This window comes from Sphingomonas sp. Ant H11 (assembly GCF_000797515.1).
In the GTDB taxonomy this organism is placed as follows: domain Bacteria; phylum Pseudomonadota; class Alphaproteobacteria; order Sphingomonadales; family Sphingomonadaceae; genus Sphingomonas.
Genome location: NZ_JSBN01000043.1, coordinates 1 through 18523 on the forward strand (window position 1 = coordinate 1; position 18523 = coordinate 18523).

Sequence of the window (18523 nt, forward strand, 5' to 3'; positions counted from 1 at the left end):
CGTGACGGCCGCCGCGCACGCGGTGCGCAGCGGCGACAGCCATGGCGGCGGCGCCTCCATCAACCTCTCCGAAAGCGACCGTTGATGTTCAAAAGACCTTCCACGCACTACGGCAAGACCCCCGAGCCCGAGACGCCCTATCAGCGCGCCGCCCAGGTCTGGGATGACCGGATCGGCGGCGCCCGCGTCCAGGCCAAGAACTGGCGGCTGATGGCCTTCGGCTCGCTGATCCTGTCTGCCGGGTTCGCCGCCGCGCTTGTCTGGCAATCGGCGCGCGGCACGGTCGTGCCCTGGGTAGTGCAGGTCGACCGGCTCGGCCAGGCGCAGGCGATCGCGCCCGCGGTCGCGGACTACCGGCCCACCGATCCCCAGATCGCCTTCCATCTCGCGCGCTTCATCGAGCAGGTCCGCACGATCCCCGCCGACCCGATCATCGTCCGCCAGAATTGGCTGCGCGCCTACGATTTCACCACCGATCGCGGCGCCGCGGCGCTCAACGACTATGCACGCTCGAACGACCCCTTCGCCAAGGTCGGGCGGATCCAAATCGCGATCGACGTCTCGAGCGTGATCCGGGCGTCGCCGGACTCATTCCGCGTCGCCTGGACCGAGCGGCGCTACGAGAACGGCCAGCTCGCCGAGACGAGCCGCTGGACCGCCATCCTCACCATCGTCGTGCAGGTCCCGCGCAATGCCGACCGGCTGCGCGCCAACCCGCTCGGCATCTACGTCAACGCCATCAACTGGTCACGGGAGCTTGGGCAATGAAGCCGTCTTTCCGTAGAGCCGGAAACCCGGCTTTCCGCACGTCCACATTCGCGGCTTTGCTGCTCTCAGCAACCCCGCTCGCCGGCTGCGCCACCGCGCAAAAGCCGCCCGAGATCTCCTATGATGATGCCGCGCCCGCGGTACAGACGGTCGATCCACCCGCGCCGGTCCAGGTGGTGGAGCTGCCACGGCCGTTGCCGCTGCCCGGCCAGATGAAACCGGTCGAGGAACGCCGCCGGCCCCCTGAACCGACCGATCCCGCCGCGCGGATCAACCAGGCCAATGCGGCCGCGCGGGTGCAGCCGGTGCGCGACGGCTTCATCAACGCCATGCAGGTCTATCCGTGGACGCAGGGCGCGCTCTATCAAGTCTATACCGCCGTCGGCCAGATCACCGACATCGCGCTCCAGCCCGGCGAACAGCTCGTCGGCGCAGGGCCGGTCGCCGCCGGCGACACGGTGCGCTGGATCATCGGCGACACCCAGAGCGGCTCCGGCGCGACCACCCAAGTCCATATCCTGGTGAAGCCGACCCGCGCCGATCTGATGACGAACCTCGTCATCAACACCAACCTGCGCACCTACCATATGGAGCTGCGCTCCACCGAGCGGACCTATATGGCCTCGGTCTCCTGGCAGTATCCGCAGGATCAGCTGATCGCGCTCCGCCGCCAGAACGCGCAGGCCGAGGCGGCGCGGCCGGTCGCCACCGGCGTCGACCTCGCCAACATCAACTTCCGCTACGCCATCGAGGGCGACCGCGCGCCGTGGCGGCCGCTCCGCGCCTATGACGACGGGCGGCAGGTCTTCATCGAGTTCCCGCGGGGCATCGCCCAGGGAGAGATGCCGCCGCTGTTCGTGGTCGGCCCGGAGGGCGACACCTCCGAACTCGTGAACTACCGCGTCCGTAGTAACTACATGATTGTCGATCGCCTGTTCGCGGCCGCCGAGCTGCGCTTCGGCGCCGGCGATCGCCAGAGGCGCGTGCGGATCACCCGCACCGACGGGAGGCCGACATCGTGAGCGAGCCGCAGGCCCCGAAAGACGACGAGGCGGCTCCGCTGACAGGGGCCGCCCAGGAAGCTGCCTCGACCATGCGCCTGCGCGCCGAAGCGCCGCGGGTGACGCGGCTGTCACGCAAGGTGCTCGCCGGCATCGGGCTGGTCGCGAGCGTCGGGCTCGGCAGCGCGCTGATCTACGCGCTTCAGACCCGCGACGCGGCAAAACCGCCGAGGAGCTCTATTCGATCGACAACCGCTCGACCGCGGACGGCTTGGCCGGCCTCCCGCGCGACTACAGTCGGGTACCGCAGCTGGGACCGCCGCTCCCCGGCGATCTCGGTCGACCCATCCTGGACGCGCAGAACCGCGGCCAACCGGTGCCGGCGCCCGGCATCGCCACACCGAACCCCGGCCTCAGCGCCGAGGAGCAGCGGCGTCTCCAGGAGATCGAGACCGCCCGCACCGCCAAGCTCTTTGCCGGTACGGAGGGCCGTCCGCTGTCATCGCCGGCACCCGGCACTGCCGCTGCCACGCCCCCACCGGCGCTGATCTCAGCAGCCTCGGCCTCGCGCCACAGCCCGCCACGCCCACCGCTCAGGATCGGCAGCTCGCCTTCCTGAATGCCGCCGCCGATCGGCGCACCGTCGCCCCGGATCGTATTGCCGCGCCAGCGTCGCCAAACGTCCTGCAGGCGGGCACCATCATCTCCGCCGCGCTCATCACCGGCATCCGCTCCGATCTTCCCGGCCAGATCACCGCCCAGGTGACCGAGAACGTCTACGACAGTCCGACCGGCCGGATTCTGCTTGTGCCTCAGGGCACACGCATCGTCGGTCAGTACGACAACAATGTCGGGTTTGGGCAGAGCCGGGTGCTGCTCGTCTGGAACCGCCTGATCTTCCCGAACGGTCGCTCGATCGTGCTGGAGCGCCAGCCCGGAGCGGACGCTGAGGGTTATGCCGGGCTACAGGACGGCGTGGACTACCACTGGTGGGATCTGGCCAAAGCCGCCGGTCTGTCCACCCTCCTCAGCCTGGGCGCCGAACTCGCCACCAACGATGAAGATCGCTTGATTCAGGCAATCCGCAACGGCGGTCAGGACACCATTAATGATACCGGCCAGCAGATCGTTCGTCGTCAGCTCAACGTCGCGCCGACGCTTACGATCCGACCGGGATTCCCCGTGCGGGTCATCGTAACCCGCGACCTTGTCCTCGAACCCTATGGAGGTTGACCATGGCAAAGTTAAAGCTGGGAGCCCTCGACGACGACAAGCCGACTAAGGTGTCGATCGAACTGCCGGCGACGGTCCATCGGAACCTGGTCGCCTACGCCGAGGTGCTCGCGCGCGAGACGGGTCGGCCTGTCGGTGATCCGATCAAGCTGATTTCACCGATGATCGAGCGGTTCATGGCGACCGATCGAGCATTCGCAAAAGCGCGTCGGACAACAGGTAGATGAACCGCATTCGACGACTTCGTCCTGGAAGCGCAAGTCTTAGGCCTCGATGGGTGACCTGGTGATCCTTTGGGTCGCTGAAAGCGACTTGGCGAGGCTGAGCAATCGTCTCAAGGCCGGATTGTCGTTCCGGGGAGACCACACGGCGCAGAACGTGAGGAGATCGTCCGATAGCGGCCGGTAAACAACACCGGGGAAGCGCGTCGCTATGGTCGCTTCGCTTGTCAAAGTCAGACCTCGCCCAAGGGCCACGAGGTGCATCAGATTATCTCGGCCGACGCGATAGCTTTCGATGCTCGGATGACGCCCGAGGTCAGCGAGGTGCTTGACCAGATAGTCATGGATTTCAGGTCCGGGATCGGTGTCGCTGATGATGAAATGTCGCTCGTAAAGGGCCGCCCACGAAATAACCGGCTTCTTCGACAACTCATCACCATCCGGGATCGCCACATAAACCCGTTCCGTCCATAGTTGTGCCAGATCACAGCCCTCCGCACTCGGTTGGCCAGTGAGGAATGCCACGTCGAGGTCATGACGCTGAACAGCGTTGATGTGCGCAGACGGGCCGCCTTCGACAAGATCGGGTCGGATGGCCGGATGTGCCGCGATGAAGGCGCGAAGCAAGTCAGCGAGGAATCCGGAAGCAAGAGAAGAAAATATGCCGATCCGAACAGCTCCAGCCTCTCCACGCCCGTGCGATCCAGCATCCATCGCTGCATGACCAATATGCCTTAGGGCCTTGCGCGCACGGATGAGAAACTGACTGCCTGCATGGGTGAGTTGAACGCCCCCGTGATGGCGGACAAACAGTGCCGCGCCGATCTCATCCTCAAGGTCACGCACGCGGCGACTGATGGCGGACTCGTGGACCCCCATGGCTTTTGCCGCCCGCCGGAAGCTCCCCCGCTCGGCGGCCGCAACCATGTAGCGAAGGTGTCGAAGCTCCATCCTTATGTCGCCTCCATTCATCTCGCGAGGCGCAGGCTCACACCTTCGATGAGGTCCGACGCATAACCGATCGCGTCTTGAGATCGCCACGTTGGCTTGAGGTCGTCGCTGTGTCTGTGTGCGTGCTCATCCCGGGATCAGCCGCCGACTACTCACGATCGCGCCAAGCTGGCCAAGCGTCTTGCCATCGACAGTCGCGGTCGCGTGGGCTGTCCTGATTGCCTCGAATTCCGCGGTGACGCCGGAGTATCCCGCCTCCGAGGGATACCCGACGATGACGAGTACGTCCCAAGGCTGGTCCGCCTCGTTCGATATGAGCATGCGGTACTCGGTGATAATTCCGCGCTCGACCGCAATCCGGTCCATCTCGAACCAATTGAGCGTGATGAAGCGCGCAAGCGACGTGGTGTCGCCATCCTGAGCCTTCAGAAATGTCAGTTCGAAAGCGCGTGTAGCTGACCTGATGGCCGCAGTCTCGCCCGCCCACGAAAATGCGGGAATAGCCAACGCAGACAAAGCGCTTACCCCGAGCATGCGCCGCGACGGTTCAAACATAAAGCACTTTCCTTCAAGCGGTGAAAAGGAATCGTCAAAGGTGTTTAGTCAGCTTCTTTAGCTGTTGCGCCCGTAGCCCGCGTGCACTGTCAGTCCTTATTGACGGACTCGACGGCGCCGCAGTCGTGTTCAGCATAATAGGAGTTCAGCGCCGATCGGCATCGTGCCGCCGACAGGTGTTTCAATATTTCGAGGTCGTTGAGAACATCGAAGGGGTCTTGGTCAAGGGCGCTCCGCAGGGCGTTCTTGAGCCACAGGCTCATGCGAGGGTTCGCCAAAACCCATTCAATCATCGAATCGGCATCTTCTGGGCCGTCGCGGCGCTTTCCTCCTTCTGCCATGTGAACCTCCTCGCTTACCTGACAGTCACGGGTTGCAATCGCCGCATTGACCTGGATCCGCCGTTGTCGCTGCAACCGGGCGCTCGATCCGGTGACCGCAGGCTGCGCACGAAAGCACGTCCGCCCGCATCGCCAAGGTTGGCCCGCCGCACCACGAACAGGGCAGACCGGAAAGCCGCTCGGTAACGGCGAACCCGGGTGCCAAGCACACCGGGCACTGGCTGCGATACCGGCGGACCAGATCGATGGCAGCGGCTTTGATGGCGCGCATGCGGTTCGGGTTTCGATGGGCGCGCATGTCGGTTTCGACGAAGGCCGCACCACATACGCCGACCACCTGCGTCACCGCGTTGTCGAGTTCCGCCGCGCTGCCGATATCTTTGATCAGCGCGCGCTGAGGTGCCGGCTGACCCTCGGTACATCCGATGACGATCACGCCGTGAGCGGGGAACTGGACCCGCTCGGCGAATGCGCGCGCCGCCGCCACGTCCGAAACAACCGCGTGACTGAAGTTGGTGTTCAGGCCCGCATGACGACCGATGAGCTCAAGCCCGCGGGCGCGATCGGCGAGCACGACGATCTCGCGGGCGAGCGGCGCGAACGGGATGTAAGGGTGCGGGCCAAAGCTGCCTTCACTTGCGAGCGCGACCCTGGCGTCGGGCGATTCCGCGAACGCCGCCGTGATCTTGGCCCGCGCGGCATCGAGCTGCGAGCCTGTCCGCTCGACGTCCCGGCTGAAGGTTCCGAACCGGTCGGTGTCGATGCCGTTGCTTACCTTGACACGCAGACCGAGCGCTCGCTCCAGCAGCGGCGCTATCACCCGCTCCTTGGCGTGCATCGTCGCGAGCACCGCCAGTTCATCGTCGTAGGGGCGCGAGGCGGCGGGCATGTTTAGAAATACCCCTCCCGCTTCTTCTGTTCGAGCGAGCCGCCATCCTCTCCGTCGCTGATCCGGCCCTGACGTTCCGATCCCTTGGCAGCCAAAGTCTCCTGGACTACGGAGCGGAGGTCCGTCGCGTCGGATTCGACCGCCGCCGTCACCGGCCAGCAGCCAAGCGTCCGAAAGCGCACGGTCTTCGTGTCGACGGTTTCGCCGGCCCGCAGTCGCATGCGGGGTTCGTCATCGACGACGATCAGTCCCCCGCCCCTCTCCACGACGGGCCTGGGCGCCGCGAAATAAAGCGGCGCCAGCGCGATGTCGTAGACGAGCGCATACGTCCAGACGTCAGTTTCGGTCCAGTTCGACAGCGGGAACACCCGCGCCGACTGATCCTTGCCGAGCCGCGTGTTGTAGAGATTCCAGAGCTCGGGACGCTGTTGGCGGGGTTCCCAGACATGGCCGGCGCTCCGAACGGAAAACACGCGCTCCTTGGCCCGTGATTTCTCCTCGTCGCGGCGCGCCCCGCCGAAGATGATGTCATAGCCGCCCTGGTCGAGAGCGGCCTTGAGCGGCTCGGTGCGCATCTCCAGCGTATAGCGGTCGCCATGATCGAACGGGTTGAGACCGGCAGCGCGACCGTCCTCATTGGCATGGACGATCAGCTTGAACCCATGCTCGCGCGCGAAGGCGTCGCGGAAGTCGAGCAGCGACCGGAACTCCCAGGTCGAGTCGATATGGAGCAGCGGGAACGGCGGTCGGCCGGGAAAGAAGGCGCGCAACGCGAGGTGGGCGAGCACGGTCGAGTCCTTGCCCGCCGAGAACAGCATAACCGGCTTGCGCGCGTCGGCGACGGCCTCGCGCAGGATGTGGATCGCCTCCGATTCCAGTCGAGCGAGGTGCGACAGCCGTGCGGTCATGCGGCGGCTTCCCATTGAAGCCCACCGACGTAGCGGCGGATCACCCGCCCATCGTCGGCCAGCCGGAAGAGGTGAACCCAGCCGTTGTCGACGAGATGGCGAACGCCCGCGTGTTTCGCGATGACGCCGTTCAGCGCGTCTTCGGGGGCTGCGATGAAAACGTTGAGCCGCAGCGGCTCGTGCACGAAGCGCTCGCCGTCGTGAACCGACTGCCAGGGCAATCCCACCTTGAGGTCGCCGGAATTGCCCTCAAGCACACCCAGTTGCCCGACGACGTTGTGAAGCACCTTGTTGCCGCTCCCGAAGGCGCGGTTGTTCACGGTCGAGCCGTAATATTGCAGGTTGATCCAGCTCGCGACGACCATCGGCGCGGTCATGATCAGTTCGAGCACGCCGAACCCGTCGTCCTTGCGCCACTCATAGTCATGAAGGAAGGCGCGGCCCCCGAGATCGAGCCCGCGCGTCCGCGCCCGCGGGGCGGCGATGAAGGCGGCGTTGCCGGCCAGCCCCCATTCGGGACGGACCTGCGCCCAGTCACGGCTGCGCGCCTTCACCGCATCATCGACGTCCGTTTTGTTGTCGATCCCGAGCCCCAGCGCGCGCTCGGCGCGCGCCAGCGAGGAAGCCTTGGCGAGCGCCGCGCGCAGTGCGGCGAGATCGGCGGCGTGGGATGCGGGCAGATCGCCAGCGTCGAAGATGCGGACCTCATCCGTCGTGGTGTCGTGCAGACAGCCCAGGAACCAGGTGTCCTCGGGGATGTCGATCCCCTTGCCGGCGAGGCCTATGCGCACGCCCGGATCGTTGAGAATGGCTGCGGCGACGCGGGCATTCGCTTCGCCGGTGTGGCCGCCGCACGCGCCGCAATCGAGCCCCGAGGCATGGGGATTGTTGACGGTCGTGCTGCCGTGCCCGGTGAGCAGGACCAGCCGCGCGAAGTCTTTCGTCATCGACATGGCGCGCAAGACGGCCTCGGCCATGGCGACGCGCTGCGCGTCGTCGAAGCCGGTCAGCCGGCCGCCCACCGCACGGGGTTCCAGACGTGGACCGATCCGACCGATGACGCTCTTGTCGAGGCCATCGGTGTTGGGATCGCTGACCGTCCGGGTCAGGCGCGCGCTGTCGCCGACGAGCTTGCCGGCGAACAGCAAGCCCGCCGTCTCGACATAGGTGAAGGACGACACTGCCGAGAGCTTGAACGCCTTCCACGCCTTGGCGGCGCGACGACGCAGCAGGCGCCGATTGAGGATCTCCGCCTCCTCGGGCTCGGAAGCGCCGGCGACCGCCTCGCAGACGACGAAGGCCGGCTTGAGCAGCACCGGACATTGCGCTCCGCCGGTGTCGCGGCCGATCGGCACATACTCGATCGGGAAGCCGAAGAAGCCGGCGAAGCCGATCGTCTCGGCCTCGGGGCATACGGTCTCCAGCGCGCGCCGATAGACCTCGGAGCGCACGTCGATGCAGAACGCCGCCTGGAACGCCTTGCGCGCGCCTTCGAGGGCGCGGGGGAGGCGAGGTGCTGCCCGAGCCGCGCCAGTAACTGACGCTGATACGCGGCCTCATAGGCTTCGTGCAGCATCAGATCGATGACCAGCTCCGGATCGTCGCCAAGGCGCTCGTCCTCCGGCAGCGCGGTGGCCTCAGCCATCGCCTTCGACCACGCAATTCTGAAGGCGGGGTCCGCGCGTTCGAGGAACAGTGCATAGCCCCACACCACCCGGATCGCCAGCAACTGCACCAGGGTGTCGTCGTCGCGCCCGTAAAGCGCGTTGTCCCAGACGCGGTAGCGCGCATAGGCGGCCCAGCCGCCGATATCGATCAGCGCGCGGTGCAGATAATCCTCGACCGCGCGATCGGGGATGCCGAGCGCGCCGACGACCGCGACGATCGCGTCGCGCGGATCGTCGGGCATGGCGGCGACAGCCTTGCGGAAGCCCTTGATCCCCATCGTCTCGGGGTTGCGGTCGAACCGCATCGCCGCGCGCCAGGCGGCGTAAGGCGGCAGCGCCCGCGACGGCAGCTTCCAGGCCGCCTGACCTTCGTCGAAATAAGCCGCGCACCACTTCGAGATCTCGTCGATCATGAAGGCCGTGCGCGAGGCCTGACGGTCGCCCGCCGCCAGGCCGTCGAGAACTTCGGCGACAGTCGCAACCACCGCTTTTGGCCTCTTCGTCACTGGCTCTCGCGTCGCCGACTGGCGCAGCGCGGCGGCATCGCTCGCCGGCGCCGCATGACCGGACGTCGCGGCGATCGCCGCCTCCAGATCGCGATCCTCGATCCGTCCCGCCGCCAGCGCTTCGCGATAGAAATTGCGCGGCATCAGCATGTCGACGCCGGCGACACGGCGCAGCGTTGCGCTCGTCGCCGAAAAGCTCTGGTCGCTGAAGCCTAAGAACGGATTGACCGCGACGAAGTGCTTGAGCGGCCAAAGCGGCGCGATCTTGTTGCACGCCCGGTCGATGGCGGCGTCGATCGCCGGCCGTTGCCGGCTGATCGATGGCTCCACATCACAGGCCGGGCTTGGCGGGTCGAACGCGACGGCGACGACATGGCTCATGAGGGAACTCCGCTGACAGTAGTCGAGGAAACGATCGCAGTGGGCGGCGGCGGGCTGGGCCAGAACCGCAGCACCAGCCGATTGGCGAGCGTGTTGACATAGAGGCCGTTGGCGAGATGGACGTAGATGGCCTGCCAGCGCGGGGCATCGGCCTTGCCCGGCAAGACGCTCTGGAAGACGGTCACGGCGGCAAAGGCGAGGACGACCAGGGCGACGATGACGAGGTCGAGAGGGCCGCGCAGCGCCTGCACCGGGGGCAGCGACCCGGCGAGCACATGCTCCACCGCCCATTGCAGCCCGAAATAGGCGAGCGACACCACGACGGCGAGCGCGACCGTCCGGGCGACCACATAGAGGCTCGGCCGCTCGTCGAAGGCCTGGGTGATGAGGTGAGCGAGACCCAGCATCACCACCGCGCCGAGCGCGAACACACCGGGCTGGGCGGTGATCGTCGCCCCGAACAGCGTGCCCACGACCAGCGCCGCCGCCAGCACCAGACCGACGATCATCGCCATCCGGGCCGGGTGCGGCTTGCCGCCCGGGCTCGGCGACCACGACGCCCGCGCGAGGTCAATCACGCTGCCCGACGAGAGGAAGGCGTGCGCCTTGTAGAGCGAGTGGGCGACGATGTGCAGCAGCGCGGCGGCGAACGCGCCGAGGCCGCATTGCAGCATCATGAACCCCATCTGGGCGATGGTCGAATAGGCCAGCGAAACCTTGACGCTGGTCTGGGTGAGCATGACGACCGACCCGAACAGCGCGGTCGCGCCGCCGACGATGACCAGGACTTCCATCGATGGCGCTGAGAGCGAGATGACATCGGCGAAGCGCAGCACGAGGAAGCCGCCGGCATTGATCACACCGGCATGGAGCAGCGCCGACACGGGCGTCGGCGTCTCCATGACCTCGGTGAGCCAGCCATGCAGCGGGAACTGTGCCGACTTCAGCAGCGCGGCGACGACCAGCAGCACCGCGACCGCGTGGATGGCAGTCGGAATGTCTCCGCCGACGCGCATCGCCTCCGCGCCCGCGAAGAGGACCGCATAGTCGAGGCTGCCGAACGCCTGGTGCAGCAGCACCATCGCGGCGATCAGGCAGAGATCGCCGAGGCGGCTGGCGAGGAATTTCTTGCGAGCCGCGAGCACCGCCGCCTGCCGCTCGGGATAGAACAACAGCAACTTGTTGAGCCCGAGGCTGGTTGCGATCCACCCAAGCGCGAACTGGAAAAGATTGCCCGAGACGATTAGCAGCAGCACCGCCGCCAGCGTCAGGCACAGCCAGCGGGTGAAACGGCCCTGCCCGGGATCGCCGTCGAGATAGTTGCGGCTATAGAGGATGACGATCAGGCCGACGAAGGCGACGAGCGCGAACATGATCACGCTCAATGCATCGATATAGATCCCCAGCCCGACGCCGCTGATGCCGAGCGTACCCGTCGTCAGCGGTCCGTGAAACGCGACAGCGACTGCCGCCGTCAGCGCTAATGCGAGCGCGAAGGCGGCCGCCGGACCTGCCGCAAAGGCGGTCCCGGCGATGCGTTGCCGCGCGACTGTGGCCACCGGTGCCATGCCGACGGCCGTTAGGGTGAGTGGACCGAGGCCAAGGAGCCATAGCAGCGATGCAGACATGGGTGCCTCCAAGAAGTAGCTACCCCTGCAATATCGTGCGCGACGTTTTCGATAAAATACAAAGATTACAAGAGATCATTCTCTTTCGTAAAACTGTGATCCGGCAAACCGCCCGCCTTTCATCGCTAGCGGGATGCAGGTCCGACCGTAGGAAAGGGCAACGGTTCAGCAATTCCGCCGGATTGTGTAGCGCGGGACTAGTCCGCGACCGGCGCTCCCCCGGGTTCGCTTGGGCCGAGCCGTGACGGGTTGCCCGCTCCGGCTCGGTCGTGTCGAGCGAAGGAAATGGCGGAGAAGGATGTGATGGAGCCGCGCGGCTCTTGCGGCTTCTCGTTGATGGCTTGCGGATTCCAACGACGTCTCGACTTGCCCGACGGTGCCGACGTTTACACTACAGCTTGGCGGCCCGCGGCATTCAGGATCTCCTCCAAGAACGCCAAGTCAACAATTCCGGCTTCTGGACGGGCACCGTGCAACGAAAGCGCGGGTGCATTGGGCTCCCCCAGATTCGAGAGCACAGCTGTTGCGCCGGCAAAATCTTCCCGCGTCGTGTAGTCGCTCACCGTGACGATTGTTTGCAGATGAGCCGCCAGCGCCGCGCGTAGGCCGACACTCGAATCCTCGATTGCGACGCAGTCGGCGGCCTCAAGCCCCAAGCGCGCGAGCGCCCAGACATAGATATCGGGCTCGGGCTTCTTGCGCTCAACCGCTTCGTTGGCCGCGATCAGGTTGATCATGGCGGGTAAGTGCAGGTCTTGGCTTAACAGCGCCTCGACGCCAGGCTTAGACGCTGTCGTCGCGATCGCGACCATGACGCCGGCGGCGTCCGCCTCCCGCACCAGCCGCAACAGGCCTGGCCGAAGCGGAATCGCCGGAGCGATCTCGGCGAAGTGCCGGATCTTCGCACGATGGATCTCAGCGATCAGGGCGGAAGTGTCGGCGTCATCGAGAAGCTCAGGCCGTTGGCGTTCGAGATAAAAGCGCAGGCGTTCCTTGCCGCCGGCCACAGCGAGAAGTTCGCCATACAGCGCCTCGTCCCAAAACCAGTCGAGCCCCAATTCGGCAAAGGCGCGATTGTAGGCGACACGTTGCCCGATGCGCTCGGTTTCCGCGATCGTACCATCGAAGTCCAGGAAGAGACCGCGGAGCCCACACTTCATGCCAGTGACCTCATGGCAAAACCATTTTTGTTGGCGGTGAACAAATCTGTCTTATCTACCACCCCGCTCGCGCTTCGATAAAATACAAAGATTGCAACATATCGTTCTGTTTCATAAACTCCTCAGCCATGGCCACTCTCAACTATCACCACCTGCGCTATTTCTGGGCGATCGCTCATGAGGGCAGCCTCACTCGCGCCGCTGACCGCCTCAACCTTTCGCAATCGGCCCTCTCGGTTCAGCTCGGCAAGCTCGAACTGCAGCTTGGCCATCCGCTGTTCGACCGAGCCGGAAAACGCCTCGTGCTCACGGAGGCCGGTCGGATCGCCCTCGACTATGCAGACACCGTCTTCCAGGCCGGCGACGAGCTGGTGAGCACGATGAAAGGGCGGCCGGTGGATCGGCGCCAAGCATTCCGAGTGGGCGCGTTGACGACGCTCTCGCGAAACTTCCAGCTGGAGTTCCTGAGCCCACTCGTGGGCCGGACCGACGTCGAGCTGATCATCCGCTCAGGGACCATGCGCGATCTCCTCGCCCAGCTTGAGGCGCATATGATCGATGTCGTGCTCGCCAACAGCGCGCCGCAGCACGACGCGCGGTCCGATCTTCGCAGCCATCTGCTCGCTCAGCAGCCGGTCGCACTGGTAAGGCGCCCGCGCGCCGAACCGGTCGCGTTCCGCTTCCCGGAAGACCTGCGGTCGCAACCCATCCTGTTACCGAGTCTCGACAGCGAGATCCGCATCGGGTTCGACCGGATCCTCGAACTCGCCGGTGTGCGCCCGATTATATTTGCCGAAGTGGACGACATGGCGATGTTGCGGCTACTGGCTCGCGACAGCGACGGACTGGCGCTCGTGCCGCCAATCGTGGTGCGCGACGAGCTCGCTGCCGGCCTGCTCGTGGAGGTCTGTCCCGTCCCGAACCTCAGCGAGACGTTCTACGCGATCACCCAGAAACGCCGCTTTCCGAATCCCTTGCTCGGGGAGTTGCTCATGCGGGCGGCAAACGGAAAGTGATACCGTCGCTTAGTTCGGGTTCTGCCTATGACGCCGTCAGCTTTTCAATTTGGCCAGGTTTCTGAATCCAGCGCCAAGACCTCTCCGGCGAGATAGAGCGAACCGCAGATGACCACATGCGGCGGCGGCCCGTCGTCCGAAAGCGCCGCATCGAGAGCCGTTGAGACATCCGGCCGAGCCTCCGCGTAAAGCCCCGCACGCCGCGCCACGTCCAACAGGATCGCCGGATCGGCCGCCGCGCTCGCATCAAATGCCACCACGAGCAGCTTTAGGGGACGGATCGGACACAACGCCGCGAAGATGCCTTCAAGGTCTTTGTTGGCGAGGACGCCGAGAATGACCGCCAACGGCCGCCCATCGCTCGCTCTCAGGTCGCGAAGCGATCGGGCCAGCGATCTGAACGCGTGAGGATTATGGGCGCCGTCGAGCCAGAGATCGGCGCCTCGCGCTAACGCTCGTCCGGCCAGCGGGCCTGCCGTCAAGGACTGCATCCGGGCGGGCCACGAGGCGCATCTCATCCCCTCAGCCAAGGCTGGGTCCAGCAGGCCGAACTTGCGGGCCACGGCGACCGCGAGCCCGGCATTGGCGACCTGATGCGCGCCAATCAAACGACCCTGGGGCAAGTCCATGACTCCGGCAGCGTCCTGATAGCGGATGCGGCCGCCTTCCGCCCATGAATCGAAATCCCGGCCAGCCAGCATAAGCGGCGCTCGTGCGCTCTCGGCCGCTTGCCTGATCACGACCGAGGCGCTTTCGACCTGGCGAGCGGAAACGCAGGGAACTCCGGGTTTGATGATGCCGGCCTTCTCCCCCGCGATCTCGGCGATCCCTTCTCCGAGAAACTCACAATGGTCGAGCGCGACGGCCGTGATCGCCGTGATCGCCGGACGCTCGATGACGTTGGTTGCGTCATAACGCCCGCCCAGACCCACCTCTACCAGGCAGAGATCGGCGGGCGTCTCCGCGAACGCCAGCAACGCCGCCGCCGTCGTGATCTCGAAGAATGTGATCGGCTCACCCTCGTTCGCCGTTTCAATCCGCGCCAGCACCTCAGCCAGATGATCCTCAGAAATCAGTTCCCCGGCCAGCCGTATCCGCTCCGCGAAACGGACGAGGTGCGGTGAGGTATAGACGTGCGTGCGCAAGCCGCCAGACTCGACGATGGCGCGCAGGAACGCGATGGTCGACCCTTTGCCGTTGGTCCCCGCGACATGAATCACGGGTGGCAGGCGACGCTCAGGGCATCCGAGCTTCGCACAGAGACGTTCCATGCGAACGAGCGAAAGATCGATCAGCTGCGGGTGCAGCGCGCGCAGTCGCTCCAGCGCAGCGTCGTGAGCTCGCAGACCGTCTGTCACGAGGGACAGTCCACCACCGAGATCGGCGGAGCGGTTCGGGCCTCGGCGGGCGTGACCAAAGCTGGCCACCAGGTCCGCCCTTTGCGCCACTGACCCCTCCGAGCAGCACCCCGACGCGACGTCGGTCTCGAAGCGGGATAAGCGCCCCGGTGCCTCATGGATTGCACTCCGGACAATACTGCGCCGGCGCACGGATCAACCCGTCGGACCGAGGCCGCTCCTCACGACAACCGCACGCGGAACAACCATATTCCTCGGCGAGGACCATCTCGGTGGGCGTACCGCACGCCTCGCACGTCAAGCCGACGCGCGATCCCGTACGGCCGAAACCGGGCGCGGCACACGCAGGACATGGTGTCGCGAGCCGGCGAGCGAGACGATCCGCCAGCGCCGCGAGGCTATTCATCCGCGTCGGATTGAGGTGGGCGCGCATGTCGGTTTCCAGACGCGCGCGGCGATCCGAGGATTCGGCAGCGGCCGTCGCGATCGCGCGCGCGAGGCTTTCCCGGTCGGTGATGCCTTTGGCGAGAGCGGCTGTCACCGAACCCTCATTTGCCCGCACGATCAAGGCGTGGCTCGGGAAGCCAACCCGTTCGAGAAACGGGTCAAGGGCGTCGCCAGGCGCGACAACGAGGTGGCCGAAGTTGGTCGCGTCGGCGATCAGGCTTTCACTGACGACGATCCCCCTCTCGTCATCGACGAACACCAGGAGTTCCATGCCAGCCGCGAAGAACGGGATCGCCGGATGGGGACCGAACGAGCCTTCGCTGGCGAGCCCCAGCGGTAATCCGGCGCCCTGCATGCCCAGCCTCGCCTTGCGCACCGCGACCTCGAGCATCGTCCCCTGTCGGGCGATTTCGCCGGAGAACGTCCCGAGCTGATCGGTATCGAGACCGGACGCGGGTACGACGACAAGACCAAGTGTCGTGTTCAGGGCCGGGGCGATCGCATCTTCCTTGCGATGCATGGTGGCGAGCACGGCGCTGCGACCTGCGTAAGGACGTGGTTCGTCGGTTGCGGCTGGCTCATGTCGGCGCATCGATCAGTCCCCGATACGTCCAGGCCATGGACGCGCCGGCCTGGAACGGCACGACCTGGTCGCCGGCGGCGGCGAAGACCGATGGGGCCCGCCACGGTGTCCGTTCGAGCACGATCAAGCCCGTGTTGAGCGGCAGGTCGTAGAAGCGGGGACCATGTTCTGACGCGAAAGCTTCGAACCGGTCCAGCGCCCCTTCCTCGTCAAACACTGTCACGTAACTCTGCAGGGCGACGGGCGCGTTGAAGATGCCGGCGCAGCCGCAGGCGGACTCCTTGTCACGGACCGCGTGCGGCGCTGAATCGGTGCCGAGGAAGAACTTCGGGTTTCCCGAGGTCGCCGCGCGTCGCAGCGCCAGACGATGCCGCTCGCGTTTCGCAACCGGCAGGCAGTAGAGATGCGGTCTGATGCCGCCCTCGAACATCGCGTTGCGGTTGATCATCAGGTGGTGCGGCGTGATCGTGGCGCCGACGTTCGGCCCGGCGGCCTCGACGAAGATCACGGCTTCGGCGGTGGTGATGTGTTCGAGGACGATCTTCAGCCCGGGGAATCCTGCAACCACCTTCGCAAGCACGCGGTCGATGAACACGGCCTCACGGTCGAAAACGTCGACGTCGTGGTCCGTGACCTCCCCGTGGAGCAGCAACGGCATCCCCAGGCGCTGCATGACGTCGAGGGCGCCGAAGATGCGAGCCACGTCGGTCACGCCTTGCGCGGCGTTGGTCGTCGCATGGGCAGGGTAGAGCTTTGCCGCGGTGAACACGCCCGACTTGAATCCGCGCTCGATTTCCGCCGGGTCGATGTCGTCGGTCAGATAGGCCGTTATCAGTGGCGTGAAGGCGAGACCCGGCGTGACGGCAGCCTGGATGCGCTCGCGATACGCTTGCGCCGCGGCCACCGTCGTCACCGGCGGATCGAGGTTGGGCATGACGATCGCCCTGGCGAACTGACGGGCGGTCTCGTTGACGACCGCGGCGAGCATCGCGCCGTCGCGCAGATGCACATGCCAGTCGTCGGGCTGGCGAAGGATCAGGCGCTGCGCGGCGGACGACTCCATGTTCTCGGCTGTGGCGCCTGGCTCAGATATCGGCATAGACATGCTCTTCCGCAGCCGCTCCGGGATGAGTCACCGCGCCCTTGCCGGCGGGTCCGACAGTCTGCGCGTAGCGCCACAGCGCTCCTGACTGGAAGGCATGCCGGCGCGGCTGCCACCGCTCACGGCGCGCCGCCAGCTCTTTAGGATCGAGCCGCACAGACAGTGTTCCGCGCTCGGTGTCGATCTCGATCATGTCGCCGTCCTCAATCAGCGCGATCGGGCCGCCGACCGCAGCTTCCGGCCCGACATGCCCGACGCACAGGCCCCGCGTCGCGCCAGAGAAGCGGCCGTCGGTGATCAAGGCCACGTCCTCCCCCATGCCCTGGCCATAGATCGCCGAGGTGGTGGACAGCATCTCGCGCATGCCGGGCCCGCCGCGTGGCCCCTCATAGCGGATGACGAGCACCTCACCCGCCTGGTAGCGCCGGTGCATCACCGCTGCGAAAGCGTCCTCCTCGCGGTCGAACACCCGCGCAGGGCCGCTGAAGGCCAGCCTGCGCAGGCCCGCCACCTTTACGATCGCCCCTTCAGGCGCGAGATTTCCCGAAAGGCCGACCAGGCCCCCGGTCGGCGACAGCGGCCGCGTCGTCGGGTGGACGACGTCCTGATTGTCAGGCACACGCACGCCTTCCAAATTCTCGGCCAAGGTGCGGCCGGTCACGGTCAGACAATCCCCGTGCAGGAAGCCGCCGTCGAGGAGGGCTTTCAGCACCATCGGCACGCCGCCAATGTCGTGCACGTCCTTGGCGAGATAGCGTCCGCCGGGTTTCAGATCGGCGATCAACGGCGTGCGCCGAAACACCGCGGCGACATCGAAAATGTCGAAGGCGATGCCGGCCTCATGCGCCATCGCCGGCAGATGGAGCGCCGCGTTGGTCGATCCGCCGGTTGCGGCGACGACCGCGGCCGCGTTCTCTAGCGCCTGGCGCGTGACGATGTCGCGCGGCCTGAGGCCCCGTGCGAGGAGTGCCATCACCGCGCGACCGGACGCGTCCGCGAAGCGGTCACGCGACTCGTAAGGCGCAGGCGTGCTAGCCGAACCCGGCAGGGCGAGACCGATCGCCTCCGACACATAAGCCATGCTGTTGGCCGTGTATTGACCGCCGCACGAGCCCACCGATGGGCATGCCACCATCTCGAGTTCCGCGAGGTCCGCATCGCTCATCGTTCCGGCGGCGTTGGCGCCGACGGCCTCGAACACGTCGAGCACGGTCACGTCCTTTCCGCGAAACCGACCCGGCAGGATCGAGCCGCCGTAGAGGAATACCGAGGGAACGTTGAGGCGCAACATCGCCATCATCAGCCCCGGCAGGGTCTTGTCGCACCCGGCGAGCCCAACGAGAGCGTCATAGCAATGACCGCGCACGGAGAGTTCGACCGAGTCGGCGATGACCTCGCGGCTGACGAGCGAGGCCTTCATCCCGGCATGACCCATCGCGATGCCGTCGGTGACCGTGATGGTGGTGAACTCGCGCGGCGTGCCGCCGGCCGCCGCTACCCCCTTCTTCACAACCTGCGCCTGGCGGGACAGCGAGATGTTGCACGGCGCCGCCTCATTCCAGGTCGTGACGACGCCGACGAATGGCTGGGCGATCTCTCGGGCTGAAAGGCCCATCGCGTACAGGAACGAGCGATGTGGCGCACGCTCGGGACCCACGGTCGTATGCCGACTCGGCAAGCCCTTCTTGTCCGCATCCGAACCCACCGTCGCGCTCGACCCTCTTCAACGCCTTCCCGATGATCGTTCAAGATTCGCCCTCTCAGCCACGAAGCCCGCGCGCATCCTGCGGCTTGCTGGCGTCCCGTGA

The 18523-nt window shown here is 66.0% G+C and carries 15 protein-coding genes and 2 pseudogenes; 5 read left to right on the forward strand and 12 right to left on the reverse strand.

Annotation, left to right across the window (positions count from 1 at the left end):
- Positions 1-84 precede the first annotated feature (84 nt).
- From trbF to NW75_RS09295, 4 genes and pseudogenes are all read left to right on the forward strand, one after another.
- Positions 85-768 (forward strand): conjugal transfer protein TrbF, encoded by a 684-nt coding sequence (trbF, locus tag NW75_RS09280; protein ID WP_033964902.1) that lies wholly within the window; start codon positions 85-87, stop codon positions 766-768.
- Positions 765-1790: a P-type conjugative transfer protein TrbG gene (trbG, locus tag NW75_RS09285; RefSeq protein ID WP_052192340.1), complete on the forward strand. Its 1026-nt coding sequence runs from the start codon at positions 765-767 to the stop codon at positions 1788-1790. Before trbF ends, trbG begins: the two co-directional genes overlap by 4 nt.
- 71 nt (positions 1791-1861) lie before the next feature.
- Positions 1862-3002, forward strand: a pseudogene (locus NW75_RS09290) (TrbI/VirB10 family protein).
- Positions 3003-3004: 2 nt separating this feature from the next.
- Positions 3005-3229 carry a DUF2274 domain-containing protein gene (locus NW75_RS09295; protein WP_033964904.1) on the forward strand — a complete coding sequence of 75 codons (225 nt, stop codon included), beginning with the start codon at positions 3005-3007 and terminating at the stop codon, positions 3227-3229.
- 36 nt (positions 3230-3265) lie between these two features.
- On the opposite strand, the gene NW75_RS09300 is transcribed toward NW75_RS09295, so the two are convergent.
- The 8 genes and pseudogenes from NW75_RS09300 to NW75_RS09335 form a co-directional block, all read right to left on the reverse strand.
- Positions 3266-4195: a LysR family transcriptional regulator gene (locus NW75_RS09300; protein WP_033964905.1), complete on the reverse strand. Its 930-nt coding sequence runs from the start codon at positions 4193-4195 to the stop codon at positions 3266-3268.
- A 105-nt stretch (positions 4196-4300) separates the two neighbouring features.
- Complete coding sequence (locus NW75_RS09305; protein WP_033964907.1) at positions 4301-4729, reverse strand: hypothetical protein; 429 nt, start codon at positions 4727-4729, stop codon at positions 4301-4303.
- Between the two features lie 89 nt (positions 4730-4818).
- The gene (locus NW75_RS09310) at positions 4819-5070 is read right to left on the reverse strand and encodes a hypothetical protein (RefSeq protein WP_033964908.1); all 252 of its coding nucleotides are present in this window, start codon (positions 5068-5070) and stop codon (positions 4819-4821) included.
- Positions 5071-5095: 25 nt separating this feature from the next.
- Positions 5096-5959, reverse strand: a complete 864-nt coding sequence (locus NW75_RS09315) for a DUF6671 family protein (RefSeq protein WP_033964909.1) — start codon at positions 5957-5959, stop codon at positions 5096-5098.
- A 2-nt stretch (positions 5960-5961) separates the two neighbouring features.
- Positions 5962-6867: a sulfate adenylyltransferase subunit CysD gene (cysD, locus tag NW75_RS09320; RefSeq protein ID WP_033964970.1), complete on the reverse strand. Its 906-nt coding sequence runs from the start codon at positions 6865-6867 to the stop codon at positions 5962-5964.
- A pseudogene (locus NW75_RS28220) lies at positions 6864-9421 on the reverse strand (YbcC family protein). Before NW75_RS28220 ends, cysD begins: the two are co-directional and overlap by 4 nt.
- Positions 9418-11049, reverse strand: a complete 1632-nt coding sequence (locus tag NW75_RS09330) for an NADH-quinone oxidoreductase subunit L (protein WP_033964910.1) — start codon at positions 11047-11049, stop codon at positions 9418-9420. The pseudogene NW75_RS28220 and the gene NW75_RS09330 overlap by 4 nt, the downstream one beginning before the upstream one ends.
- 386 nt (positions 11050-11435) lie before the next feature.
- Positions 11436-12209, reverse strand: coding sequence for an HAD-IA family hydrolase (locus tag NW75_RS09335; RefSeq protein WP_033964911.1), 774 nt, complete (start codon positions 12207-12209; stop codon positions 11436-11438).
- Between the two features lie 128 nt (positions 12210-12337).
- Here NW75_RS09335 and NW75_RS09340 point away from each other — a divergent pair, with 128 nt between their 5' ends.
- On the forward strand, positions 12338-13225 hold the full coding sequence (locus NW75_RS09340) for a LysR family transcriptional regulator (protein ID WP_033964912.1): 888 nt from the start codon (positions 12338-12340) through the stop codon (positions 13223-13225).
- Positions 13226-13269: 44 nt separating this feature from the next.
- On the opposite strand, the gene NW75_RS09345 is transcribed toward NW75_RS09340, so the two are convergent.
- The 4 genes from NW75_RS09345 to ilvD all read right to left on the reverse strand — a co-directional run bounded on the left by NW75_RS09345 (position 13270) and on the right by ilvD (position 18420).
- Complete coding sequence (locus tag NW75_RS09345) at positions 13270-14652, reverse strand: bifunctional folylpolyglutamate synthase/dihydrofolate synthase (RefSeq protein WP_231565084.1); 1383 nt, start codon at positions 14650-14652, stop codon at positions 13270-13272.
- An 85-nt stretch (positions 14653-14737) separates the two neighbouring features.
- On the reverse strand, positions 14738-15562 hold the full coding sequence (locus NW75_RS09350) for a DUF6671 family protein (protein ID WP_033964971.1): 825 nt from the start codon (positions 15560-15562) through the stop codon (positions 14738-14740).
- A gap of 46 nt (positions 15563-15608) precedes the next feature.
- Positions 15609-16676: a dihydroorotase gene (pyrC, locus tag NW75_RS09355; RefSeq protein ID WP_033964915.1), complete on the reverse strand. Its 1068-nt coding sequence runs from the start codon at positions 16674-16676 to the stop codon at positions 15609-15611.
- A 22-nt stretch (positions 16677-16698) separates the two neighbouring features.
- Positions 16699-18420 (reverse strand): dihydroxy-acid dehydratase, encoded by a 1722-nt coding sequence (ilvD, locus tag NW75_RS09360; protein ID WP_033964916.1) that lies wholly within the window; start codon positions 18418-18420, stop codon positions 16699-16701.
- Between the last annotated feature and the right edge of the window lie 103 nt (positions 18421-18523).